At 64.5% G+C, this 21,103-nt stretch carries 22 protein-coding genes; 8 read left to right on the top strand and 14 right to left on the bottom strand.

Annotation, left to right across the window (positions count from 1 at the left end; translation table 11 throughout):
- Nucleotides 1-10: 10 nt before the first annotated feature.
- The 4 genes from glmU to BWP39_RS17840 form a co-directional block, all read right to left on the bottom strand.
- Nucleotides 11-1,372: a bifunctional UDP-N-acetylglucosamine diphosphorylase/glucosamine-1-phosphate N-acetyltransferase GlmU gene (gene glmU / locus BWP39_RS17855; protein ID WP_096722294.1), complete on the bottom strand. Its 1,362-nt coding sequence runs from the start codon at nucleotides 1,370-1,372 to the stop codon at nucleotides 11-13.
- 86 nt (nucleotides 1,373-1,458) lie between these two features.
- Nucleotides 1,459-2,466 carry a tRNA 2-thiocytidine(32) synthetase TtcA gene (gene ttcA / locus BWP39_RS17850; RefSeq protein WP_235851434.1) on the bottom strand — a complete coding sequence of 336 codons (1,008 nt, stop codon included), beginning with the start codon at nucleotides 2,464-2,466 and terminating at the stop codon, nucleotides 1,459-1,461.
- A gap of 3 nt (nucleotides 2,467-2,469) precedes the next feature.
- On the bottom strand, nucleotides 2,470-2,865 hold the full coding sequence (locus BWP39_RS17845) for a dihydroneopterin aldolase (RefSeq protein WP_091017405.1): 396 nt from the start codon (nucleotides 2,863-2,865) through the stop codon (nucleotides 2,470-2,472).
- 80 nt (nucleotides 2,866-2,945) lie between these two features.
- Nucleotides 2,946-3,770 carry an SDR family oxidoreductase gene (locus BWP39_RS17840; RefSeq protein ID WP_096722292.1) on the bottom strand — a complete coding sequence of 275 codons (825 nt, stop codon included), beginning with the start codon at nucleotides 3,768-3,770 and terminating at the stop codon, nucleotides 2,946-2,948.
- A 13-nt stretch (nucleotides 3,771-3,783) separates the two neighbouring features.
- On the opposite strand from BWP39_RS17840, the gene BWP39_RS17835 reads away from it, so the two are divergent.
- Both BWP39_RS17835 and BWP39_RS17830 read left to right on the top strand, forming a co-directional pair.
- Nucleotides 3,784-4,995 (top strand): class I SAM-dependent methyltransferase, encoded by a 1,212-nt coding sequence (locus tag BWP39_RS17835; protein WP_096722720.1) that lies wholly within the window; start codon nucleotides 3,784-3,786, stop codon nucleotides 4,993-4,995.
- 22 nt (nucleotides 4,996-5,017) lie between these two features.
- Complete coding sequence (locus BWP39_RS17830) at nucleotides 5,018-5,212, top strand: DUF2905 domain-containing protein (protein ID WP_096722290.1); 195 nt, start codon at nucleotides 5,018-5,020, stop codon at nucleotides 5,210-5,212.
- Between the two features lie 28 nt (nucleotides 5,213-5,240).
- Here the strand turns inward: BWP39_RS17830 and BWP39_RS17825 are convergent, their stop codons facing one another.
- From BWP39_RS17825 to BWP39_RS17810, 4 genes are all read right to left on the bottom strand, one after another.
- Nucleotides 5,241-6,476 carry a multifunctional CCA addition/repair protein gene (locus BWP39_RS17825; protein WP_096722288.1) on the bottom strand — a complete coding sequence of 412 codons (1,236 nt, stop codon included), beginning with the start codon at nucleotides 6,474-6,476 and terminating at the stop codon, nucleotides 5,241-5,243.
- Nucleotides 6,473-7,120, bottom strand: a complete 648-nt coding sequence (locus BWP39_RS17820) for a glutathione S-transferase family protein (protein ID WP_096722286.1) — start codon at nucleotides 7,118-7,120, stop codon at nucleotides 6,473-6,475. The genes BWP39_RS17825 and BWP39_RS17820 overlap by 4 nt, the downstream gene beginning before the upstream one ends.
- A gap of 29 nt (nucleotides 7,121-7,149) precedes the next feature.
- Nucleotides 7,150-8,103 (bottom strand): complex I NDUFA9 subunit family protein, encoded by a 954-nt coding sequence (locus tag BWP39_RS17815; RefSeq protein ID WP_096722284.1) that lies wholly within the window; start codon nucleotides 8,101-8,103, stop codon nucleotides 7,150-7,152.
- Nucleotides 8,104-8,188: 85 nt separating this feature from the next.
- Nucleotides 8,189-10,156, bottom strand: coding sequence for a lytic transglycosylase domain-containing protein (locus tag BWP39_RS17810; RefSeq protein ID WP_096722281.1), 1,968 nt, complete (start codon nucleotides 10,154-10,156; stop codon nucleotides 8,189-8,191).
- A gap of 20 nt (nucleotides 10,157-10,176) precedes the next feature.
- Here BWP39_RS17810 and BWP39_RS17805 point away from each other — a divergent pair, with 20 nt between their 5' ends.
- Complete coding sequence (locus BWP39_RS17805; RefSeq protein WP_207556881.1) at nucleotides 10,177-10,776, top strand: 5-formyltetrahydrofolate cyclo-ligase; 600 nt, start codon at nucleotides 10,177-10,179, stop codon at nucleotides 10,774-10,776.
- Nucleotides 10,777-10,876: 100 nt separating this feature from the next.
- Here the strand turns inward: BWP39_RS17805 and BWP39_RS17800 are convergent, their stop codons facing one another.
- Complete coding sequence (locus tag BWP39_RS17800; RefSeq protein WP_096722279.1) at nucleotides 10,877-11,389, bottom strand: winged helix DNA-binding protein; 513 nt, start codon at nucleotides 11,387-11,389, stop codon at nucleotides 10,877-10,879.
- A 192-nt stretch (nucleotides 11,390-11,581) separates the two neighbouring features.
- Between BWP39_RS17800 and pxpB the strand changes: the two genes are divergently transcribed.
- From pxpB to BWP39_RS17775, 5 genes are all read left to right on the top strand, one after another.
- On the top strand, nucleotides 11,582-12,235 hold the full coding sequence (pxpB, locus tag BWP39_RS17795; protein WP_096722716.1) for a 5-oxoprolinase subunit PxpB: 654 nt from the start codon (nucleotides 11,582-11,584) through the stop codon (nucleotides 12,233-12,235).
- Nucleotides 12,232-13,293 carry a 5-oxoprolinase subunit C family protein gene (locus BWP39_RS17790; RefSeq protein ID WP_096722277.1) on the top strand — a complete coding sequence of 354 codons (1,062 nt, stop codon included), beginning with the start codon at nucleotides 12,232-12,234 and terminating at the stop codon, nucleotides 13,291-13,293. The genes pxpB and BWP39_RS17790 overlap by 4 nt, the downstream gene beginning before the upstream one ends.
- A gap of 8 nt (nucleotides 13,294-13,301) precedes the next feature.
- A complete protein-coding gene (gene pxpA, locus BWP39_RS17785; protein WP_096722275.1) occupies nucleotides 13,302-14,054 on the top strand; it encodes a 5-oxoprolinase subunit PxpA in 753 nt (250 codons plus the stop codon).
- Between the two features lie 188 nt (nucleotides 14,055-14,242).
- Nucleotides 14,243-14,974 carry a DUF969 domain-containing protein gene (locus tag BWP39_RS17780; protein WP_096722273.1) on the top strand — a complete coding sequence of 244 codons (732 nt, stop codon included), beginning with the start codon at nucleotides 14,243-14,245 and terminating at the stop codon, nucleotides 14,972-14,974.
- Complete coding sequence (locus BWP39_RS17775) at nucleotides 14,971-15,927, top strand: DUF979 domain-containing protein (protein ID WP_096722271.1); 957 nt, start codon at nucleotides 14,971-14,973, stop codon at nucleotides 15,925-15,927. Before BWP39_RS17780 ends, BWP39_RS17775 begins: the two co-directional genes overlap by 4 nt.
- Nucleotides 15,928-15,960: 33 nt before the next feature.
- Here the strand turns inward: BWP39_RS17775 and BWP39_RS17770 are convergent, their stop codons facing one another.
- The 5 genes from BWP39_RS17770 to BWP39_RS17750 are packed head-to-tail and all read right to left on the bottom strand — an operon-like array spanning nucleotide 15,961 to nucleotide 21,064.
- Nucleotides 15,961-17,121 carry a TraB/GumN family protein gene (locus BWP39_RS17770; RefSeq protein WP_096722269.1) on the bottom strand — a complete coding sequence of 387 codons (1,161 nt, stop codon included), beginning with the start codon at nucleotides 17,119-17,121 and terminating at the stop codon, nucleotides 15,961-15,963.
- Complete coding sequence (locus tag BWP39_RS17765; protein WP_096722267.1) at nucleotides 17,114-18,130, bottom strand: peptide ABC transporter ATP-binding protein; 1,017 nt, start codon at nucleotides 18,128-18,130, stop codon at nucleotides 17,114-17,116. The genes BWP39_RS17770 and BWP39_RS17765 overlap by 8 nt, the downstream gene beginning before the upstream one ends.
- Nucleotides 18,127-19,125, bottom strand: a complete 999-nt coding sequence (locus tag BWP39_RS17760) for an ABC transporter ATP-binding protein (RefSeq protein WP_091017365.1) — start codon at nucleotides 19,123-19,125, stop codon at nucleotides 18,127-18,129. Before BWP39_RS17760 ends, BWP39_RS17765 begins: the two co-directional genes overlap by 4 nt.
- A 1-nt stretch (nucleotide 19,126) precedes the next feature.
- Complete coding sequence (locus BWP39_RS17755) at nucleotides 19,127-20,044, bottom strand: ABC transporter permease subunit (RefSeq protein ID WP_091017363.1); 918 nt, start codon at nucleotides 20,042-20,044, stop codon at nucleotides 19,127-19,129.
- Between the two features lie 9 nt (nucleotides 20,045-20,053).
- Nucleotides 20,054-21,064: an ABC transporter permease subunit gene (locus BWP39_RS17750; RefSeq protein WP_096722265.1), complete on the bottom strand. Its 1,011-nt coding sequence runs from the start codon at nucleotides 21,062-21,064 to the stop codon at nucleotides 20,054-20,056.
- Nucleotides 21,065-21,103 lie beyond the last annotated feature (39 nt).

The raw sequence follows: 21,103 nt of genomic DNA, 5'->3' as shown, positions 1-21,103 counted from the left end.
GCGCGGCCCTTCAGCTTTTCTTTTTGACCGGGCGCACGTAGCCCGGTTTGCTTGTCTGGGTCTTGTCGTTCAGCACGAGCTGGTCGGCGGCAACGTCCTTCCAGACGGTCGTGCCCGCTGCGATCGTCACGCCGCGGCCCACGCGCACCGGCGCGACGAGCTGCGTATCCGAGCCCACGAACACGTCGTCTTCGATGATCGTGCGATGCTTGTTCGCACCGTCGTAGTTGCACGTGATCGTGCCCGCACCGATGTTGACCCGCGCGCCGATGTCGGCATCGCCGATATAAGTGAGGTGATTGGCCTTCGAACCATGGCCGATCACCGCATTCTTCACTTCGACGAAATTGCCGACATGCGATTCGTCCTTCAACTGTGCGCCGGGTCGCAGCCGCGCATACGGGCCGAGCACGGCCTGTGCCCCGACTTCCGCACCATCGATATGCGTGAACGCATCGACACGTGTGCCGGCGCCGATCGTCGCATTGCGGATCACGCAGTTCGGGCCGATCGTCACGTTGTCAGCCAGCGTCACCTTGCCTTCGAACACGCAGTTCACATCGATCGATACATCGCGGCCGCACTCGAGCGTGCCGCGCACATCGAGGCGCGCCGGGTCCGCGAGCGTCACGCCGGCAACCAGCAGCGCTTCGGCGACGTTGCGTTGATACACGCGCTCCAGCTCGGCGAGTTGCTGCTTGCTGTTGACGCCGAGCGTTTCCCACTCGTCGTCGGGCTGCGTCGTGACGATCTCGATGCCGGCTTTGATCGCCAGTTCAACGACGTCGGTCAGATAGAACTCGCCCTGCGAATTATCGTTTTTCAGCGATACGAGCCAGCCGGCAAGCTGCCCGGTCGGCGCCGCGATGATGCCGGTGTTGATCTCGGCGATCGCCTGCTGCTCCGGTGTCGCGTCCTTCTGCTCGACGATGCGCAGCACCTTGCCGCGCGCATCGCGCACGATCCGGCCGTAGCCGCTGGGGTCGTCGAGCGTGACGGTGAGTACGCCATAGCCGTGCTGGCCGACGGCGTCGGTGAACTGCTTCAGCGTGCCAGCACGCGTAAGCGGCACGTCGCCATACAGGACGAGCGTCGGCACGGACGGATCGAGCAGCGGCAGCGCCTGCTGCACCGCGTGGCCGGTACCGAGTTGTTGCGCCTGCAGGGCGAATTGCACGTCCGGTGCGGCGACGGCGGCACGTACCGCATCGGCACCGTGCCCGATGACGACGACGAGCCGCGTCGGGTTGAGCGTGCGGGCAGTATCGATGACGTGTGCAAGAAGTGGCCGACCGGCCAGAGGATGCAGCACCTTGGGCAATGCTGAGCGCATGCGCTTGCCGGTGCCCGCCGCCAAAATCACGATGTTCATGGCGTAAGCGAAAGGACGGATTCAGAGCGGGCAATTCTAGCACGCGGCCCGTCGTGTCAAGGCCCGGCGGGCGGGCATGGCCAGCTTCAGAGGTCGTCGAACTGGACGATCGAAATCGGTTGGGCACCGTTGGGTCCGGCGCCGGTCGTCGTCGCGGTGGAACACGGGTCTTCGTCGAACGCAATATCGCCGTGCGGATCGGCTTCGCCCGTCGCGCGCAGGCCCGCGAACGGAAACAGCGTGTGGTCCATTAAATGCGACGGCACGACATTCGATAGCGCGTTGAACATGTTCTCAACGCGCCCCGGGAAGCGCTTCTCCCAGTCGCGCACCAGCGCTTTCATCTCGGCACGCTTCAGGTTCGGCTGGCTGCCGCACAGGTTGCACGGGATGATCGGGAATTCGCGCAGTTCCGCGTACTTCTCCAGATCGGTTTCCTTCACATACGCGAGCGGCCGGATCACGATGTTCTTGCCGTCATCCGATTGCAGCTTCGGCGGCATGCCTTTCAGCTTGCCGCCGTAGAACAGGTTCAGCAGCAGCGTCTGCAGGATGTCGTCGCGGTGATGGCCGAGCGCGATCTTGGTCGCGCCCAGTTCACCCGCCACGCGGTAGAGAATGCCGCGCCGCAGCCGCGAGCACAGCGAACAGGTCGTCTTGCCCTCGGGCACGAGGCGCTTGACGATGCTGTACGTGTCCTGATTCTCGATATGAAACGGAATGTCGAGCTTCGATAGATACTCGGGCAGCACATGCTCGGGGAAGCCGGGCTGCTTCTGGTCGAGATTGACCGCGACGATGTCGAAGTGAATCGGAGCGCGCTCGCGCAGGCGCATCAGCACGTCGAGCATGGCGTAGCTGTCCTTGCCGCCCGACAGGCACACCATCACCTTGTCGCCTTCTTCGATCATGTTGTAGTCGCCGACCGCCTGACCGACCAGGCGCGCCAACCGCTTGAAGAGCTTGTTGTTCTCGTACGCTTCCTTCTGCTCGCGACGTGTCAGCACGGGGCGTGCGTCGGCTTGCGCTGTTGCCGTGGCTTCGCCGGCAACCGTATCGTGCTCGGCGAGGCCGGCCATTTCAGCAGCATTCATGGCTCAGTCCTCCTTGATGCGAAAAACCTCGACGCCAACGGCGTCGCAGTCCGGGTACACGTCCGGCTTTTCCGTCGACAGCCGCGCCGCCCGCACATGCGGATGCGCAAGCAACGCGGTCAGCAGATCGTCGCAGAGCGTTTCCTGCAGATGGATATGCCCCTGTTCGACGCGGCGCGCGATGGTCGAGCGCATGAAGTCGTAATCGACGACTTCGCGCAGCTTGTCTTCGACAGGCGTGGACAGCGCGAGCGGCACGAACAGTTCGACGTTGATCACCACGCGCTGCTCGCCGCGCTTTTCGAAGTCGTGCACACCGATGTTGATGTGCACTTCGTAATTGCGCAGGAAAAGCCGGCGGCAATCGGCAAGCCGGGGATGCGAAAGATCGGCAAACATGTTCGTTCCGATTGAAAAAGGCAAAAAAGCGTGCGGACACGCAAAGGGTGCAGTGCGCGCGGGCCCGTTGGGCCGCGCGCTCAGGCGCCCGTCAAAAACATCATGTCGCGCGGCGACGGCACCAGATGCTGTCCGCCGTCGACCACCAGCGTCGTCCCCGTGACCGCCGTGGCATCCGCGAGATACAGCGCTGCTGCGACCAGGTCTTCGGGGCGCGCCGAGCGATCAAGCGGCGTTACCCGGTGAGCGGCGGCAAAACTGTCGGGGGTCTGGCCCGCCGACTGCAACGTCAACCCCGGCGCAAGCCCGACCACACGAACCTTCGGCGCCAGCGCCTGGGCGAGCGTGACGGTCGCAGTCTGCAGCGCGGCCTTCGTCAGCGTGTAGGACAGGTAGTCCGGGTTCATGTTGTACAGCTTCGGGTCCAGCACGTTGACGACGACGCTGCGTTGCGACTCGTCGGTCAGCGCTGCGTCGGGTGTGGCGTCGAACAGCATCCGCGCAAGCACGAGTGGCGCGCCAACATTGATCGCCGTGTGCTTCAGCAGCCGCTCGTAGCCGACGTTGTGCAGGCTGTCTTCATCGACCAGCGACGCGTTGTTGATGATGCACACCGGCCGGCCGAGCGCAGCCGTACACGCCGGCAGCAGTCGCTCGACCTCGGCCTCGACCGCCAGATCGGCCTGTAGCGCCACCGCGCGGCGGCCCAGCGCCACGACTCCGGCGACGACTTCATCCGCTTCGGCCTTCGACCCACCGAAATGCACCGCCACGTCCCAACCCCGCGCCGCAAAGCCCAGCGCGAGCGCGCGACCGACCCGGCGGGCAGCGCCGGTAATCAGGACGACACGTGCAGCGCCCGCAGATTTGCCGTCGGCAGCGGAAATGTCAGAAGGAACGGTCATTTACAATACGCGGATGAATCCGAAAGCTCACGAACCCGACAGTTTACCTGCTCCAAGCCCAACCGCGCTCGCGCAGTCCGAAACGCTGGCCGTGCAGATCCGCGCTGAAATCGCTGCGGCCGGTGGCTGGCTACCGTTCGACCGCTACATGGAACTCGCCCTGTACGCGCCCGGACTCGGCTATTACAGCGGCGGCGCCGTCAAATTCGGCCGACGCGCCGAGGACGGCAGCGACTTCATCACCGCCCCCGAACTATCGCCACTGTTCGCCGCCACGTTGGCGCGGCCGGTCGCGCAGGCGCTCACCGAGAGCGGCACACGTCAGTTGCTGGAGTTCGGCGCCGGCACCGGCAAGCTCGCGGCAGGCCTGCTGCGCGCGCTCGCCTCCGCCGATGTCCCGTTCGACAGCTATGCGATCGTCGACCTGTCCGGCGAACTGCGCGAGCGCCAACGCGAGACGCTCGAAGCCGAGGTGCCGGATCTCGCCGACCGCGTGCGCTGGCTCGATGCCTTGCCTGCGAGCTTCGAAGGCGTCGTGATCGGCAACGAAGTGCTCGACGCAATGCCGGTGCGGCTCTTTGCGCGGCTCGGCGGTGTCTGGCATCAGCGCGGTGTTTCGCTGCAGGACGACGGTGCATTCGCTTTCGCGGACCGCCCGGTGGATCCGGCACGCGACGCATCCGACACCGCGCTGCTGAGCGAACTCGACGATTCCCACGACAACAACAGCGACTACGTCACCGAAACGCACGTTGCCGCACTCGGCTTCACGCGCACCGTCTGCACGATGCTCGCGCGCGGCGCGGCATTCTTTATCGACTACGGTTTTCCGCGTCACGAGTACTACCACGCGCAACGCACGCAGGGCACGCTGATGTGCCACTACCGGCATCGCGCGCACGACGATCCGTTTGTCTACCCAGGCCTGCAGGACATCACGACGCACGTCGAATTCACAGGTATCGCGGAAGCCGGTGTCGAGACGGGCGCGGATCTGCTCGGCTACACGTCGCAGGCGCGCTTTCTGCTGAATGCGGGCATCACGGAAGCACTCGCCACGATCGATCCAGCGGATACCAGGCACTTCCTGCCCGCTGCGAATGCCGTGCAGAAACTGCTGTCCGAAGCGGAAATGGGCGAGCTGTTCAAGGTGATCGCGTTTTCGCGCGGGATCGACGGGACGCTCGATGCGTTCGCGAGCGGCGACCGGACGCATACGCTGTGACGCGCTTCCTCAGGTACCGACCATGATCCGCTGGCTGCTGACTACCTTCATCGCTGTCGCGATCCTGTCGGGCTCATGGCCGTGGCTGCGCAAGATCGGCATCGGCCGTATGCCTGGCGATGTCACGCTGCGACTGCTCGGACGCGAGTACCCGTTTCCGTTCATGTCGACGCTGGTGCTGACGATGGTGTTATCGCTGCTCGCACGGGTGTTTTGAACGTCGTTGCCTGCGTCAACGTCTACGTTCAGGCTTTCAACGCCGCCTCAACCGCCCGCACCCGCTCGCGATGCACGGCATCCTTGATCTGCGCCGGCTTGTCCTCATGAGCTTTGGCGACCGCGCCGGCATCGACCGCGCGCGCTGCCACGAGCGCGACCCGCAACCGCTCGGCCTGCGGATACTCGCGCGCCTCGAAGCCGAGCCGCCCGCGCGCGTCAGCCTCGCAGGCCTGCAGCGCTTCGGCGAAACGGCCAGGCTTGCGCAGCGCATCGCTACGCTCGAACAGCCGCACCAGCGCCGCGGCACCCAGCTCCATCACGCGATGAATATTGCCGTGCTCGCGCGCGACCAGCACAGCCAGATCGCGGCACTCGTTAGGCACGCGCAGCCGCTCGCACAGCAGCTTGAGTAGATCGACGCTGCGCCCTTCATGGCCGATGTGCCGCGGCAACACGTCGGCCGGCGTGGTTGCCTTGCCGAGATCGTGAGTAAGCGCCGCGAAGCGCACGCTGAGCGCATAACCCTGCGCCGCCGCGTGATCGACCACCATCATGACGTGCACGCCGCTGTCGATCTCCGGATGGTGCGCGGCGGGCTGCGGCACACCGAACAACGCATCGACTTCCGGCAGAATCCGCGCGAGCGCACCACACGCGCGCAACACGTCGAACATCCGCGACGGCTGCTTTTCCATCAACCCGCGCGACACTTCCTGCCAGACGCGCTCCGGCACCAGTGCATCGACTTCGCCAGCGGTGACCATGCCGTACATCAGCGCCATCGTTTCGGGAGCGACGGTGAAATCGGTAAAGCGCGCAGCAAAGCGCCCGATGCGCAGAATCCGCACCGGGTCTTCGAGAAACGCATCGCTGACATGCCGGAACACGCGCGCGCGCAGATCCGCCTGACCATCGAACGGATCGATCACGGGACCGACCAGTTCGCCGTCGGGCCGCACTTCTCGCGCCATCGCGTTGATCGTCAGATCGCGGCGCGCGAGGTCTTCTTCGAGCGTCACGTCCGGCGCGTAGAAAAACTGGAACCCGTGATAACCGGCCGCCGTCTTGCGCTCGGTGCGCGCGAGCGCGTACTCCTCATGCGTATGCGGATGCAGGAACACGGGGAAGTCCTTGCCGACCGGCCGGTAGCCCTGCGCGACCATCTGCTCCGGTGTCGCACCGACCACCACGTAGTCGCGATCCTGCACGGGCACGCCGAGCAGCGCATCGCGGATCGCCCCGCCGACGACATAGATATTCATTCGCAGATGTCTTCGCTAGGGATGCGGTGCGTTTCGCGCAACGCGGCTTCGATCCACGCGTGCACGGCGGGCAGCGCCGTGACGCGGCGTACGTACGCGCTCGCGACTTCGGACAGCGCGGGCTGGAACGTATTGAAGCGCATCACCACGGGCGCGTACATCGCATCGGCAATACTGAACTCGCCGAACAGGAACGGACCGCCGTACGTATCGAGACAGTCGCGCCACAGCGCTTCGATGCGCGCGATGTCGGCCAGTGCGCCGGGTGTCGCACCTTTGCCCGGAAACGACGCGCGGATGTTCATCGACATGTTCTGGCGCAACTCGGCGAAGCCCGAGTGCATCTCCGCGCTAACGCTGCGGGCGTGGGCACGTGCCGTCTCTGCGCGCGGCCACAATGCGTGCTGCGGAAAGCGTTCGGCGAGCGTCTCGGCGATGGCCAACGTATCCCATACGCCAGAGCCCTCGTCGGTGATCAGGCATGGCAGCTTGCCCGACGGCGAATGCGCGAGGATCGCAGCCTTCGTGCCGGGTTCACGCAATTCGATCAGCACCTCCTCGAATGGAATACCGAAGTGCTTCAGCAGCACCCACGGACGCATCGACCACGACGAATAGTTCTTGTCACCGATAACCAGTTTCATGCGGCACACACAGGTAGTGAAAGAAAAAGTTAGCGCCTTGCATTGGCGCGGAACGCGTTAAAGCGCGAACGCGGCGATGCGCCGGTCAGGTACACGGGCGCAATCGTCTCGATGCTCGCGGGTTCGATACCGAGTTCGGGCGCGAGCGGTGCGCTCAGCACGTTATCGACGCTCATCGAGTCGAGATTGTCGCGTGAAATGACCGGTACGCCGGGCGCCATTTCGAACGTCATCGCCTGCAACCGCGCAAGCGGTTCGGGCAGCCGCACGATGCGCGCGTGCCGGCCGATCACGTCGCCGCAATAGCGCACGAGCTGTTCGAGCGTATAAACGCTCGGACCACCGAGCTCGTAAGTACGGCCGCTCGCGGCATCGAGATCGAGCACGTTGACGATCGCCTTCGCGACATCGCCGACAAACACCGGCTGAAACTTCGCATCGGGCATGGCGAGCGGGATCAGTGGAAAGACGCGTTGCAGGAACGCGAACTTGTTGAGCAGTTCGTCTTCGGGGCCGAACACGACGGATGGTCTGAACACTGTAGTAGCCAGCGAAGACGCAAACACCGCCTTTTCGCCGTCACCTTTCGAGCGCAGATACATGCTCGGCCCATTCGACGCAGCACCGAGCGCGCTGAAATGGATCAACCGGTGGACGCCCTTGCCTTCGCAGGCGGCGGCGATCTTCGTGGGCAGTTCGACGTGCACGCGTGCAAACTCGGGGCCGTATGGGTCGCCGCGTCCGCCGTGCAATGTGCCGACCAGGTTGATCACGGCATCGGCGTTCTCGACGAAACTGGCCAGTTGCACCGGGTCGTAGACATCGGCTTCGATCACGTCGATGGGTAGCAGCGTGAGATGGCGTGCGTTGTAGCGGCGACGCGTCGCGATGCGCACGTCCTTGCCGATCTCGACGAGCGCGCTGACGAGATGGCTGCCGATCAACCCCGAGCCGCCGATAACCGCAATGGCTTGATGTCGCATTCTCGACTCCCTGACTGGAAGCCGCGGCAACGGCCGGCACCGCATGCCGCCGCGCCGTGGCACGGCGGCGGTGCAGCCTCGACGCTTAAGGTGCGATGTAGCCTAGGCGCGCCTTCAGCGATTGCGGCCGGCCTTCGAACAATGCCGCGTAGTAGACGGTGTTGGAGAGGACGTTCTTCACGTAGTCGCGGGTTTCCTGGAACGGGATCGCTTCCGCGAAAATCGCGCCTTCCACCGGGCGTTGCAACGACTGCCGCCAGTTGCGCGGACGGCCGGGACCTGCGTTGTAACCCGCTGTGGCCAGCACGTCGGACCCGTCGAACTGATTGTAGATCATGGACAGGTAGTTGGTGCCGAGCAGGATGTTGGTGTTGATGTCGTTCATCTGCGCGCGCGAAATCGTGCCGAGACCGATCTTCTTCGCGACCAGTTGCGCGGTGGCCGGCATCAGTTGCATCAGCCCGCTTGCGCCCACTTCGGAACGCGCATTCATGATGAAGCGCGATTCCTGACGAATCAGCCCGTACGCCCATTCGACGTCGAGACCGGTCGACTGCGAGTCGCGCTCGACGATATCGCGAAACGGCGACAGATAACGCAGCGAGAAATCGTGGTCGGTCTTCGTGCGATCGGCCGTGTTCACCGCGCGGTCGTACAGCTCGATACGGCGCGCGTACTCGGCGACGGCGATCAGTTGCCGGTCGGTCATGGTGCGCAGCGGCCAGTTCCACTCGCGATTGCCTTCAAGCCGCAGATTCAGGTTATAGAAGCGCTGCGCGAGATCGAGACCCGGTGTGCTCGCGGCTTGTTGCACTTCGGCATCCGTGACTGTCGTCTTGGGCGGAACCGTGATTTTCTGGCCGAGTTCTTCAGAAGCAAGCTGGCCGTAGAAGTTGAAGCCCTGCGAAATCTGCTCGAAGTCCTGGTTGGCTTGCACCGTGTCGCCGGCCTGCTTCAGCGCGCGACCGTGCCAGTAAACCCACGCCGGCTGGCTGCGCAGCGACGCCGGCATCTGCTCGATCGACCAGCGCACCATCGTCCAGTCGCCAGCCAGCAGCGCAGTGCGCGTGCGCCATTCATAGGCGGGGTTGGACAGCGGTGCGTTCGCCGACAGCCGGTACCAGTCGACTGCGCCCGGCATCTGCTTCGCCGCCGCCTGATAACCGATCGTGCCCCAGCCGATCGCGCGCTCCGGCGTACTCAGCGAAGGCGCCACCGATGCGAAAGTCGCCGCCGCCGTGGCCGGATCGTTGCGCGCCATCCGCGTGATCGCGAGCAACGCCAGTTGATGTGACTGCGAATCGGGGCCGACGCCGCGTGCGAGCAGCAGCGGCGGCGTACTCGCTGCCTGATTGAACAGCACTGGATCGGGGCGCTGGTTGCCGAGTGCATCGAGCAGCTTGCTGCCGGTCGTAGTCTGATTCTGTTCGTACGCGAGGCGGATCTGCTGCCACACATCGTCGCTGCTGAACTGCTGGTTGATCGACAGCGCGGTGATCAGGTCGACGCAGCCGTCGCCATAATTGCGCGGCTCGACGAGCAATGCGCGCGCTGCATCGGCGATGTTCTCGCCGCGCGACGCACGCGATTCGAGTGCATAGCACTTCACCTGCGTATCGTCGTTCAGCACGAAGCGCGCGTACTGCTGGTCGAAGTTGCGCCAGTCATGTCGTGCACCGAGCACGACGAGATAGTCGTTGCGCAGCCGGTCGGCGATCGCCTGGCCATCGTACTTTTGCAGGAACGTCAGCACCGGTGCATCGGGCGCATCGACGATGGCGTGCCCCTGGCTGTCGAACAACTGCGGCTTGATCTGGAAGTACTCGAGATACGACGGCGCCGGATAATCCGGAATCATCGCCGCCAGTTGCGCAGCACGCGCCGGGTCGTTATTGCGTGCGGCTTCGCGAAGCTGAACGAAAATCTGGTCGTCGTTGGTGAGTTGGGAAAGCGGAACGGGTTTGACCGCAGAGGCCGTGCTGCACGCGACAAGCGCCGCTGCGGCAAGCATCACACTGGCCGCGCGATATACTCGATGGAAGCTTTTGGACATCGTTGTTTCTGGAGCACGAAGTGAAGCCAAGCATAGCATGCAACCCCACGGCAAATTCGAAAAGCGCGTTGCGTCAAGCGCTGCTCGAAGCGCGTCGCGAAGCGGCTCGCGAGCCGGCGCATAACCGTGCGTTGAGCCGTCGGGTGCTCGATGCGTTGAAGCGTTACGAGCCGGTGTGCATTGGTTTTTACTGGCCACTCGAGGGCGAGTTCGACGCGCGCAGCGCGATCGCAATCTGGCTCGCCGCCGATGACACGCGCGTGGCAAGTCTGCCAGTCGTCGCCGAACGCGGCACGCCGCTCGAATTCCACGCTTGGGCGCCCGACACACCGATGCGGACCGGTCACCATCGCATCCCCGAACCTGCCTCGGCGCGTGTCGTGCTGCCCGACCTGCTGTTCGTGCCCTGCGTCGGTTTCGATGCGCACGGCTATCGGCTCGGCTACGGTGGCGGCTACTACGACCGCACGCTTGCCGCGTGGCCCGGTGCGCACAAGCCCGTGACGATCGGTATCGCGTACGAAGCGTGCCGCACCGACACGCTACAACACGAAGCGCACGACATTCCGCTCGATGCGATCGTCACCGACGCAGGCGTCTATCCCACCGACGCCGGTTAAATGCGATGAGTGTGGTGATTGCGCTGCGTGTGGTGAAGCCGCGCACGGCAAGCCGATGAAGAACCCCCGCCGCCCGCCAGACTAGCCCCAGATCAGACACCTAGAGCGAAGCAGCAGCCCGCGCAGCGGTGTCATACAGACCGGACGCGTTGCGCATCAACTGTGCGGCCTCGCCAATCTGCTCATTGGTCAAACCGCTTTCCTTGAGCGTCGCGATCAGACAGCTTTCGCGCACCTCGCGATATTTCGCGCACAGGTCGCGCCCTGTCTCCGTCGCTGAAAAGAACACTTCCTTGCCGATCTTTTCGCTTTCCACATAGCCTCTCGCGACCAGCTTCTTGAGCGCGTAAGTCGCCACGTGGGTGTCCTCGATGTTCAGCACGAAGCAGATATCGGCCAGCTTCTTGCGACGCTCGCGATGGCTCACGTGATGCAGCAGCGAGACCTCGATGGCGGTCATGTCCTTCTCTCCCGCCGCCGACATGCAGCGCACCATCCAGCGGTTGAACGCGTTGCTCGCCATGATGAGCCCGTATTCCAGCTCGGAGAGTTCTGCGCTCGTTTCGGACACGAGGTGTTCCGAGGAGACGATGTTGGTCGGTTGTCGCGCCATGACAGTCGCTTTCAATACGCATAAAGGGGAGTGTCCGGAGTGTACGACGACTGCCGGTCGATGTGAGCCTGGCGAAAACGCTTATTGATAAATCGTAGATAATTTATTGATAATGTACGCTATGCAACACGAATACCGGCTGCCGTCGGATGATGGCAGGCAATCCAGCATCCGACACCACCCTGAATGCGCATGAGCCAACCCCGCATTTTCCCGTTCGGCGACACCGCTCTCGTCTGCGAAGCGCCCGCGCCCGCCACGCTCGATTGCCAGCGGCGCGTCTGGGCGGCCGCCCAGGCCGCGCGCGACTGGCCGCATGTGCTGGAAGTGGTGCCGGGCATGAACAATCTGACCATCGTCTTCGACCCGCTCGAAACCGATAGCGACGCCCTGGCCGACCGGCTGCGGTCGGCATGGGACGCGGCCGACAGCGCCCCCGCGACGAACCGCGAAGTCGAAGTCCCGGTTCAGTACGGCGGCGAGTTCGGTCCCGACCTGGCGGTGGTCGCCGGTCATACCGGCCTGTCGGTGGAAGAAGTCGTGCAACGGCACGCGAGCGGGGACTACATCGTGTTCTTCCTCGGCTTCCAGCCAGGCTTCGCCTATATGGGCGGCCTGCACGAATCGCTGCACACGCCGCGGCGCGCCGAGCCGCGGCTTGAAGTGCCGGCCGGCTCGGTGGGTATCGGTGGGGCGCAGACGGGGCTTTATCCGGCCGTGTCGCCGGGCGGCTGGCAGCTGATCGGGCGCACCGAAGTGCCGCTCTTCGATCCGGCACGCACGCCGCCCACCCTGCTCCAGCCCGGCGACCGGGTGCGCTTCACGATCGCGGGGATACACGAATGATCGATGTGATCCGCGCGGGCGTACTCACCACGGTTCAGGATCTCGGGCGCCACGGCTACCGGCATCTGGGTATTGCAATGGGAGGGGCGCAGGACCGTCTCTCAATTGAAGTCGGCAATCGCCTGGTCGGCAACCGGCCGGACGCGGCCAGCCTGGAAATCACCCTCGGGCCCGTCGTGCTGCGTTTTGCGCGCGCGACGCGTATTGCGATCACCGGGGCGGATTTCGGCGCGACGCTCGACGGCAAGCCGGTTTATCCGTGGTGGAGCCTGCCGGTCCAGGCCGGGCAGGCACTCAGTTTGCAAGTGGCAAAGCATGGCATGCGCGGTTATGTATCGATTGCGGGCGGCGTCGATGTGCTGCCGATGCTCGGCTCGCGCAGTACCGATCTCGCGGCGGGATTCGGCGGCCTTGGCGGTCGCGCGCTGCGCGACGGCGACCGCTTGCCGGTCGGTGTGCCGCCCGCGCGCAGCGGTTCCGGGTTCGAGCCCGACGCGCCGGGGTTCGGCGTGAAAGCGCCCGCCTGGTGCAAGTTCGCGCTCGCCGGTGAACCAGTGCGACGCGGCCGGCATCTGGCGGGACAGGCACCGGCGGTATCGGTCCGTGTGCTGCGCGGCCCCGAATACGACAGTTTCACCGTAGACGCCCAGCAGGCCGTCTGGTCAGATGAATGGCGCGTGACGCCGAACAGTAACCGCATGGGCTACCGGCTGTCCGGCAGCGAACTGAAGCGCACTCGCCATGCCGATCTGCTGTCGCACGCCGTATTGCCCGGCACGATCCAGGTGCCGCCGAACGGCCAGCCGATCGTCCTGATGAGCGACGCGCAGACCACCGGCGGCTATCCGCGGATCGGCGCCGTGATTCGCGCCGATCTGTGGAAGCTCGCGCAGGTGAGGTTGAACGGCAGCGTGCGCTTCGTCGAGACAACGCCTGACCTGGCACGCCGCGCACTGCTCGACGAACGCACGTATCTGCGGCAGATCGACGCGGCAATCGCGATGCACGAGGAGCGCTACCTGCGCCGGATGGCATCCGCGGCGCTGCAGGAACTCTAGAGGACATTATGGAAATCGATCTCAACGCCGATCTCGGCGAAGGCTGTGGCTCCGACGAAGCGCTGCTCGACCTCGTCAGCTCCGCCAACATCGCGTGCGGCTGGCACGCGGGCGACGCCAACGCGATGCGCGACTGCGTGCGGTGGGCCGTCGAGAAAGGCGTGTCGATCGGTGCGCATCCGAGCTTCAACGATCCAGAGAATTTCGGCCGCAAGGAAATGCATCTGCCGGCCAGCGAGATCTACGCCGGGGTGCTGTATCAGCTAGGCGCGCTGGCGGCGATCGCCCAGGCCGAGGGCGGCCGCCTCGTGCACGTCAAGCCGCACGGCGCGCTCTACAACCAGGCGGCACGCGACCCGAAAATTGCCGATGCGATCGTGTCGGCGGTCCACGATTTCGATCCGTCGATGGCGGTGTTCGCACTCGCCAGCAGCGGGCTCGTCTCGGCGGCGCGCGCCGCAGGACTAACCGCAATCGAAGAAGTGTTCGCCGACCGCGGCTATCAGGCCGACGGCTCGCTCGTGCCGCGCAAGGAGCCCGGCGCGCTGCTCGATGACGAAGAACTCGTGCTCGCCCGCACGCTGTCGATGATCCGCGAGCATCGCGTGCAGGCGGTGAACGGCCAGTGGGTCGCGCTGAATGCGCAGACGATCTGCCTGCACGGTGACGGCCCGCACGCGCTGGCGTTCGCGCGACGGATTCGCGCGGCACTCGACGAAGCCGGTATCGATGTACAGGCGGCCGCGACGGTTCGGGGCTGAGCGCAGCAGCAGCCATGCAGTGCCCACATCAACTGCACCAATCGCACTAACCGCAATAAACGAGAGAAGCAGTACCCATGCGGCCGCCAAGAGCCGCAGCATGCAAAAAGGCGCACGGCACGTCCGTGCACTGGCCCGGGTCGGCTGCGCCAGACGGCCACCCGGTAAACACCCGTTTGGAGATCGGAATGCAGACAACAGTCAATTTATGGCCGCTTATCGGCGTGGCCGTCATCATCGTTGGGTTTGTGCTGCGCTTTAACCCAATGCTGATCGTTGCGGTCGCGTCGATTGTCACGGCACTCGCCGCACACTTCCCGCCAGACCGGATCCTTGCCGCCATCGGCAGCGGCTTCATCAAGACACGCAACATCCCGCTCATACTTTTTCTGCCGCTCGCGGTGATCGGATTGCTCGAGCGGCACGGTCTACGCGAGCGCGCGCAGGCCTGGATCGGCGGGATCAAGGCGGCTACCGCCGGGCGCCTGCTGATCGTCTATCTGCTGGTGCGCGAGCTGACGGCAGCGGTGGGTCTGACCGGCCTCGGCGGCCATCCGCAGATGGTGCGCCCGCTCGTCGCACCGATGGCCGAAGGCGCCACCGAAACCCGCTTCGGCAAGCTCAGCGATGCGGTGCGCTACCGGCTGCGCGCCTACGCCGCGGCCACCGACAACGTTGGCTTGTTCTTCGGCGAAGACATCTTCGTGGCATTCGGCGCGATCGTGCTGATGGTCACGTTCCTGAAGGAACTGGGCATCGTCGTCGAGCCGCTGCACGTCGCGGTGTGGGGTATCCCGACGGCCATCTGCGCGTTCCTGATTCATGGCTTCCGGTTGCTGTTGCTCGATCGCAGGCTCGAGCGAGAACTGCGCGGCAATAACGACGCAGCAAACACATCGGCGACGGGAGACCGCACATGACGATCACCATCAACTATCTGTTCTGGCTGCTCGGCATCGTGCTGCTGGTGGTGGGCGGAATGATCCTCAGCGATCGCGACCATCCGCGCCGCTTCACAGCCGGCGGCTTCTGGATCCTGTACGCACTGATCTTCCTGATCGGCGACCGTCTGCCCGCGGAAGTGGTCGGTGTGCTGGTCATCGCGATGGCGCTGATCGCCGGCTTCGGCGGCGTGACGGCGGCCAAACCGAAGGTGCTATCCGGCGAAGCGCGCGAAGCCAGCGCAAAACGTCTCGGCAACCGGCTCTTCATCCCCGCGCTGACCATTCCGGTCGTCACCGTCATCATCACGCTCGGCGCGAGCCACCTCGTGTTCGGCGGCGTGCCGCTCGTCGAGCTGAAGAGCGTCACGCTGATTGGCTTTGGCATCGGCTGTGTGATCGCGCTCGCTATCGCATGCGTGATCACACGCGACACGGTCGGCCAGTCGATGAAGGAAACGCGCCGGCTCGTCGATGCGCTGTCGTGGGCCGCGGTGCTGCCGCAGATGCTCGGCATGCTCGGCCTCGTGTTCTCGGATGCGGGTGTCGGCAAGGCGGTCGCGCACGTGACGACCGCGTACATCAGCCTCGACTACCGGCTCGTCGCCGTGGCGGTGTACTGCATCGGGATGGCGCTCTTCACGATGGTGATGGGCAACGGCTTCGCGGCGTTTCCGGTGATGACAGGCGGCGTCGGTGTGCCGATTCTCGTCAATGTGTTTCACGGCAACCCGGCGGTGATGGTCGCGATCGGCATGTTCTCCGGCTACTGCGGCACGCTGATGACGCCGATGGCCGCGAACTTCAACATGGTGCCGGCCGCGCTGCTCGAACTGCCTGACAAGAACGCGGTCATCAAGGTGCAGATACCGACTGCGTTGAGTCTGCTGGTCGTGAATATCTTCCTGCTTAACTTCCTGATGTTCCGCTGAGCTGCGTTGAGTTGTGTTTATGCCGCGGTGCGCTCAGTAGGGATCGACGATGAACCCGTGCTGCCGCAACAGCTGCAGCACGCCCTTCGGCCCACCCAGATGCAATGCGCCGATCGCCACGAACACCGGCTTGTTCGACCCGGCGATCAGCAGCATCCGCGCGACGAAGCGCCGGTTGCGTTCAACCAGGATCTTGTTGTCGATCGACGCGGCGACCCGTGGATCGTGCGCGAGCTTTTCCGACTTCGCGGTTTCCCACGCGGCGATCGCATCCGCATCACCGACCCGCCATAGACGCAGCAACGCTTCCACATCCGCGACGTTTTCCGCCGGTGTCTGCGCGAGGTCCTGCGCGAGCATTTCACGCTGCTGGGCCAGCGAGAGTCCGGTGAACGCGCGCATCTGTTCCGACAACGTCTCGAGCCCGACGATCTTGCCCTTCGAGCGCAGATAGATGTTTTGCAACTGCGCCTCGGTGCCGTATTCGGTCTGCAGGCCGGCGCTCAGCGAATCGTAGGTTTCGACGAGCAGCGATGCGAGCCACGGCCGCATCTTCTTGATCTCGTCGAGCGCGTCGGGATTGCCGCGCAGTCGTGCTTCGAGCTTGCGCCATAGCGGCTCGGGCAGCAGCCGTGGCAAGCATGGCCGCGAACAGACGCCGTAGCGCGACACGTCGTCCTGCGATACCAGCAGATCGTCCGGCGAGAGTTCGAGCGCGAGCGTCGGCGATGCGGCAAGCGCGCCGAGAATTGGCCGACGAAACGGTTGATTCGGCGGGTAGTCGGCGGGGTCGCCTACGTGCAGCGTGCCGAGCAGATAGATGGTGGTCGTGCCGCGCGTGGCGACATAGAACGGCATGCGGGCGGGCTGGGTGCGCACCCGGCCGCTCGCGGTCGTGCCGGCACTGGGCGGCGGTGGATTGAAACCGGGCAGCGTTGCGCGCGGTGGTGCGGATGGTGCCGCCAGCGCGGCCCGTCCGCTCTGCGTCGGCGTGTTGGCCGACGCGCCGGCTGCATACGCGGAGGCAAGCAGAAAACCGGAGAAATACAGGTGTGGCGCGAATGTCGCGTAACCGCAGCTCAACGCAACGGCAAACGCCAGCGCGAGCGTCGCCCGGCGCCGCGTGAAAACGGCGCGGCGGCCGCCCTCACGCAGGCGGCGCGCAGGACGACGCGCCGCCGACGCTTCAGGCATCCGCTTCCCCCACCTCCTCAGCACGGTGACACGACACCTGGCGCCCATCCACTTCGCGCAGCTTCGGTTCTTCGCTGCGGCAGCGGTCGATGACATACGGGCACCGCTGATGGAACGTGCAACCCGACGGCGGATTGAGCGGCGACGGCATTTCTCCCTGCAGCTTGATCTTGATGCTGCGATCCGCCTCGAAGATCGACGGCGTGGCCGACATCAATGCCCGCGTGTACGGATGCCGCGGATGCGAAAAGATCCGCTGCTTGTCGCCCAGTTCCGCCACGCCGCCGAAGTACATCACCATCACATCGTCGGCGATGTGTTCAACCACCGACAGGTTGTGCGAGATGAACACATAGCTGGTCTTGAACTGCTCCTGCAGATCCATGAACAGATTGAGAATCTGCGCCTGGATCGACACGTCGAGCGCGGAGACCGGTTCGTCAGCAACGACGATCTGCGGATCGAGGATCATCGCTCGCGCGATCGCGACGCGCTGGCGCTGGCCGCCGGAGAACATGTGCGGATAGCGCTTCGCGTGCTCCGGCCGCAGGCCGACGGTGCGCATCATCTGCGCGATCCGGTCGGCGCGCTCGGTGGCGCTGGCCGGCGTATTGATCGCGAGCGGTTCGCCGAGTGTTTGCTCGACGGTCTTGCGCGGATTCAGCGACGCAAACGGGTTCTGGAACACCATCTGCACACGGCGGCGCAGCGCCGCGACCTTTGCACGATCGGCACCGGCCACGTCCTCGCCGTCCACGAGCAGGCGGCCCGAGGTGGGCGGCTCGATCATCGTCAGTTGCCGCGCGAGCGTCGATTTGCCGCAGCCGGACTCGCCGACTACCGCTAACGTCTTGCCGCGTTCGAGCGCAAACGACACACCGTTCAGCGCCTTCACCGTACCGCTGCTGAACATGCTGCGGCGCACGTCGTAGTGCTTCGCCAGTTGCTCGGCGACGAGTACGGGGCCGCCGGGATGCGCGTCACGGCGCGCTTCGGGTACTGCATTCATCGTGCGCCTCCGTGTCGAATTGCGTCGGTGGTGAGGTTGAGCGGCTTGATACAGCGAACCAGCATCGCATCGCTGTGGTCAGGAAGCGGTGCAAGCGCCGGCCGTGCCTTCATGCAATCGTCGACGACATACTTGCAGCGCGGCGCGAACAGGCAACCGCGCGGGCGGTCGTCGCGCCCTGGCACCATACCCGGCAACGCGGCAAGCCGCACAGCCCCCACATTGTGCTCGGGAATCGCCGCGAGCAGCGCCTCCGTATACGGATGATGCGGGGCCGCGAAAATATCGGGCACGCGATTCGTCTCGATCACCTCGCCGGCATACATGACGGCGACGCGCTGCGCGACTTCGGAGACAACCGCAAGATCGTGCGAAATCAGCACGAGCGCCATGCCGCGTTCCTTCTGCAGCTTGACGAGCAGCTCCATGATCTGCGCCTGGATCGTCACGTCGAGTGCGGTGGTCGGTTCGTCGGCAATCAGCAGCTTCGGGTTGCACGCCACCGCCATTGCGATCATGACGCGCTGGTTCATGCCGCCTGACATCTGGTGCGGAAACGAGCCGATGCGGTTCTTCGCATCGGGAATGCCGACCTGGTCGAGCAGTTCGAGCGCGCGCCGGTTCAACGTGTCGCCACGCAGCCCTTCGTGCAGCTTCAGCACTTCCTTGATCTGGTAGCCGACGGTGTAGCTCGGGTTCAGGCTCGTCAGCGCGTCCTGGAACACCATCGCGACATCTTTGCCAATGATCTTGCGGCGCTCTCTTGCCGAGGCGTTCAGCAGATCCTTGCCGTCGAACGTGACCTCGTCGGCGCTGACCTTGCCGGGCGCATCGATCAGGCCCATCAGCGCCATCATCGTGACGCTCTTGCCGGAACCCGATTCGCCGACGACGCCGACGACTTCGCCGGGCGCGACGTCGAGGTTGAGGCGGTCCACTGCGGGCAGGCCGTTGAAATTCACAGCCAGATTGCGGATGGTCAGTAAATTACTCATCTCATGCCATCCGTTTCAGTTTGGGATCGAGTGCATCGCGCAGCCCGTCGCCGAGCAGATTGATCGCGAGCACCGAGATCAGGATGGAGAGACCCGGCATGGTGACGATCCACCACGCGCTATCGATGTAGTCACGCGCGGATGCGAGCATCGCACCCCACTCCGCCGACGGCGGTTGCACACCGAGCCCGAGAAAGCCGAGCGCGGCCGCATCGAGAATCGCCGACGAGAAACCCAGCGTGGCCTGCACGATCAACGGTGCGGTGCAGTTCGGCAGCACCTGCGAGAACATCAGCCGCAGCGTGCCCGCTCCGGCAACGCGCGATGCGGTCACGTACTCCTTCTGCAATTCGCCAAGCGCCGACGCGCGCGTGAGACGCACATAGCCGGGCAGCGCGACGATTGCGATCGCGAGCATCGTGTTGACGAGCCCCGGTCCGATGATCGCGACCACCGCAACCGCGAGCAGCAGCGACGGCAGCGCAAGCAGCACGTCCATGATGCGCATGATCGGCGTATCGGCCCAGCGCTGGAAGAACGCGGCGATCAGACCGAGCACGATGCCCGGAATCAGCGCCAGCACGACGGAAACGAAGCCGATCCAGAACGACAGACGCGCGCCGTACATCAGGCGCGAGAGGATGTCGCGGCCTGCTTCGTCGGTGCCGAGAATGAACTTCCAGTTCCCGCCGTCAAGCCACGCAGGCGGAATCTTCACGAAGTCGCGGTACTGCTCGATCGGGCTATGCGGTGAAATGAGCGGCGCGAAGATCGCAACGAAGATCAGCACCAGCACGATCAGGCCCGCGCCGACGGCGCCGCGGTTGCGCGAGAAATTCGCCCAGAATTCGCGGACGGCCAGCGCTCGACCGCTGGGGGGAGTGACTGCCTGGGGGATTGTATTTTGTAGGTCGGCCATATCTGTTTTCTACCTCGTATGGCGAATGCGTGGGTTTAACACGCCGTACAGCAAGTCGACGACGAGGTTCACGACGATCACGAGCGTCGCGATCATCAGGATGCCGCCCTGCACGACCGGATAGTCGCGCCGGCCGATCGCATCGATCAACCATTTACCGATACCGGGCCACGAGAACAGCGTTTCCGTCAGCACCGCGCCGGCGAGCAGCGTGCCGACCTGCAGGCCGATCACAGTCACAACCGGAATCAGCGCGTTACGCAGCGCATGCACGACGATCACGCGCACCGGCGACAACCCCTTCGCACGCGCAGTCCGGATGTAGTCTTCGCGCAGCACTTCGAGCATCGACGAGCGTGTCATGCGGGCGACCACGGCGAGCGGGATCGTACCGAGCACGATCGCCGGCAGGATCAGGTGGCTCAGCGCCGACTTGAACGAACCTTCATCGGGGGCGAGCAGCGCATCGATCAGCATGAAGCCGGTGACGTGCGGAATGTCGTACTCGACTGCGATGCGCCCGGACACCGGCGTCCAGCCAAGCTTTGACGAGAAGAACATGATGAGGATCAAGCCCCACCAGAAGATCGGCATCGAGTAGCCGGTCAACGCCGTGCCCATCACGCCGTGATCGACGACCGTGCCGCGTCGCAACGCAGCGAATACACCGGCAGGCAAACCGACAAGCAGCGCAAACAGCATCGCGCAGATGGATAGTTCGATCGTGGCGGGAAAGCGCGCGAGGAATTCGTCCATCACACTGGTATTCGTGATGATCGAGGTACCGAGGTTGCCATGCAGCGCATGGCCCACATAGTGGATGTACTGCATCGGCAGGGGCTCATCGAGCCCGAGGCGGTGCATCGCGTCGGCGTGCATCGCGGGATCGACTCCACGCTCGCCCATCATCACTTCGATGGGATCGCCCGGAATCAGGTGAATCAGCGCAAACGCCAGGATCGTAATACCGATGAAGGTCGGTATCACCATCCCGATGCGGCGCAAAACAAAGCGGAACATGATTCGTCCCTATGGTCTTGATGAACGGAAAACACAACC

It is taken from the genome of Paraburkholderia acidicola (genome assembly GCF_002362315.1).
Taxonomy (GTDB): domain Bacteria; phylum Pseudomonadota; class Gammaproteobacteria; order Burkholderiales; family Burkholderiaceae; genus Paraburkholderia; species Paraburkholderia acidicola.
Note: the sequence above shows the minus strand (reverse complement) of the source record. Positions and strands in the feature narration are given on the sequence as shown.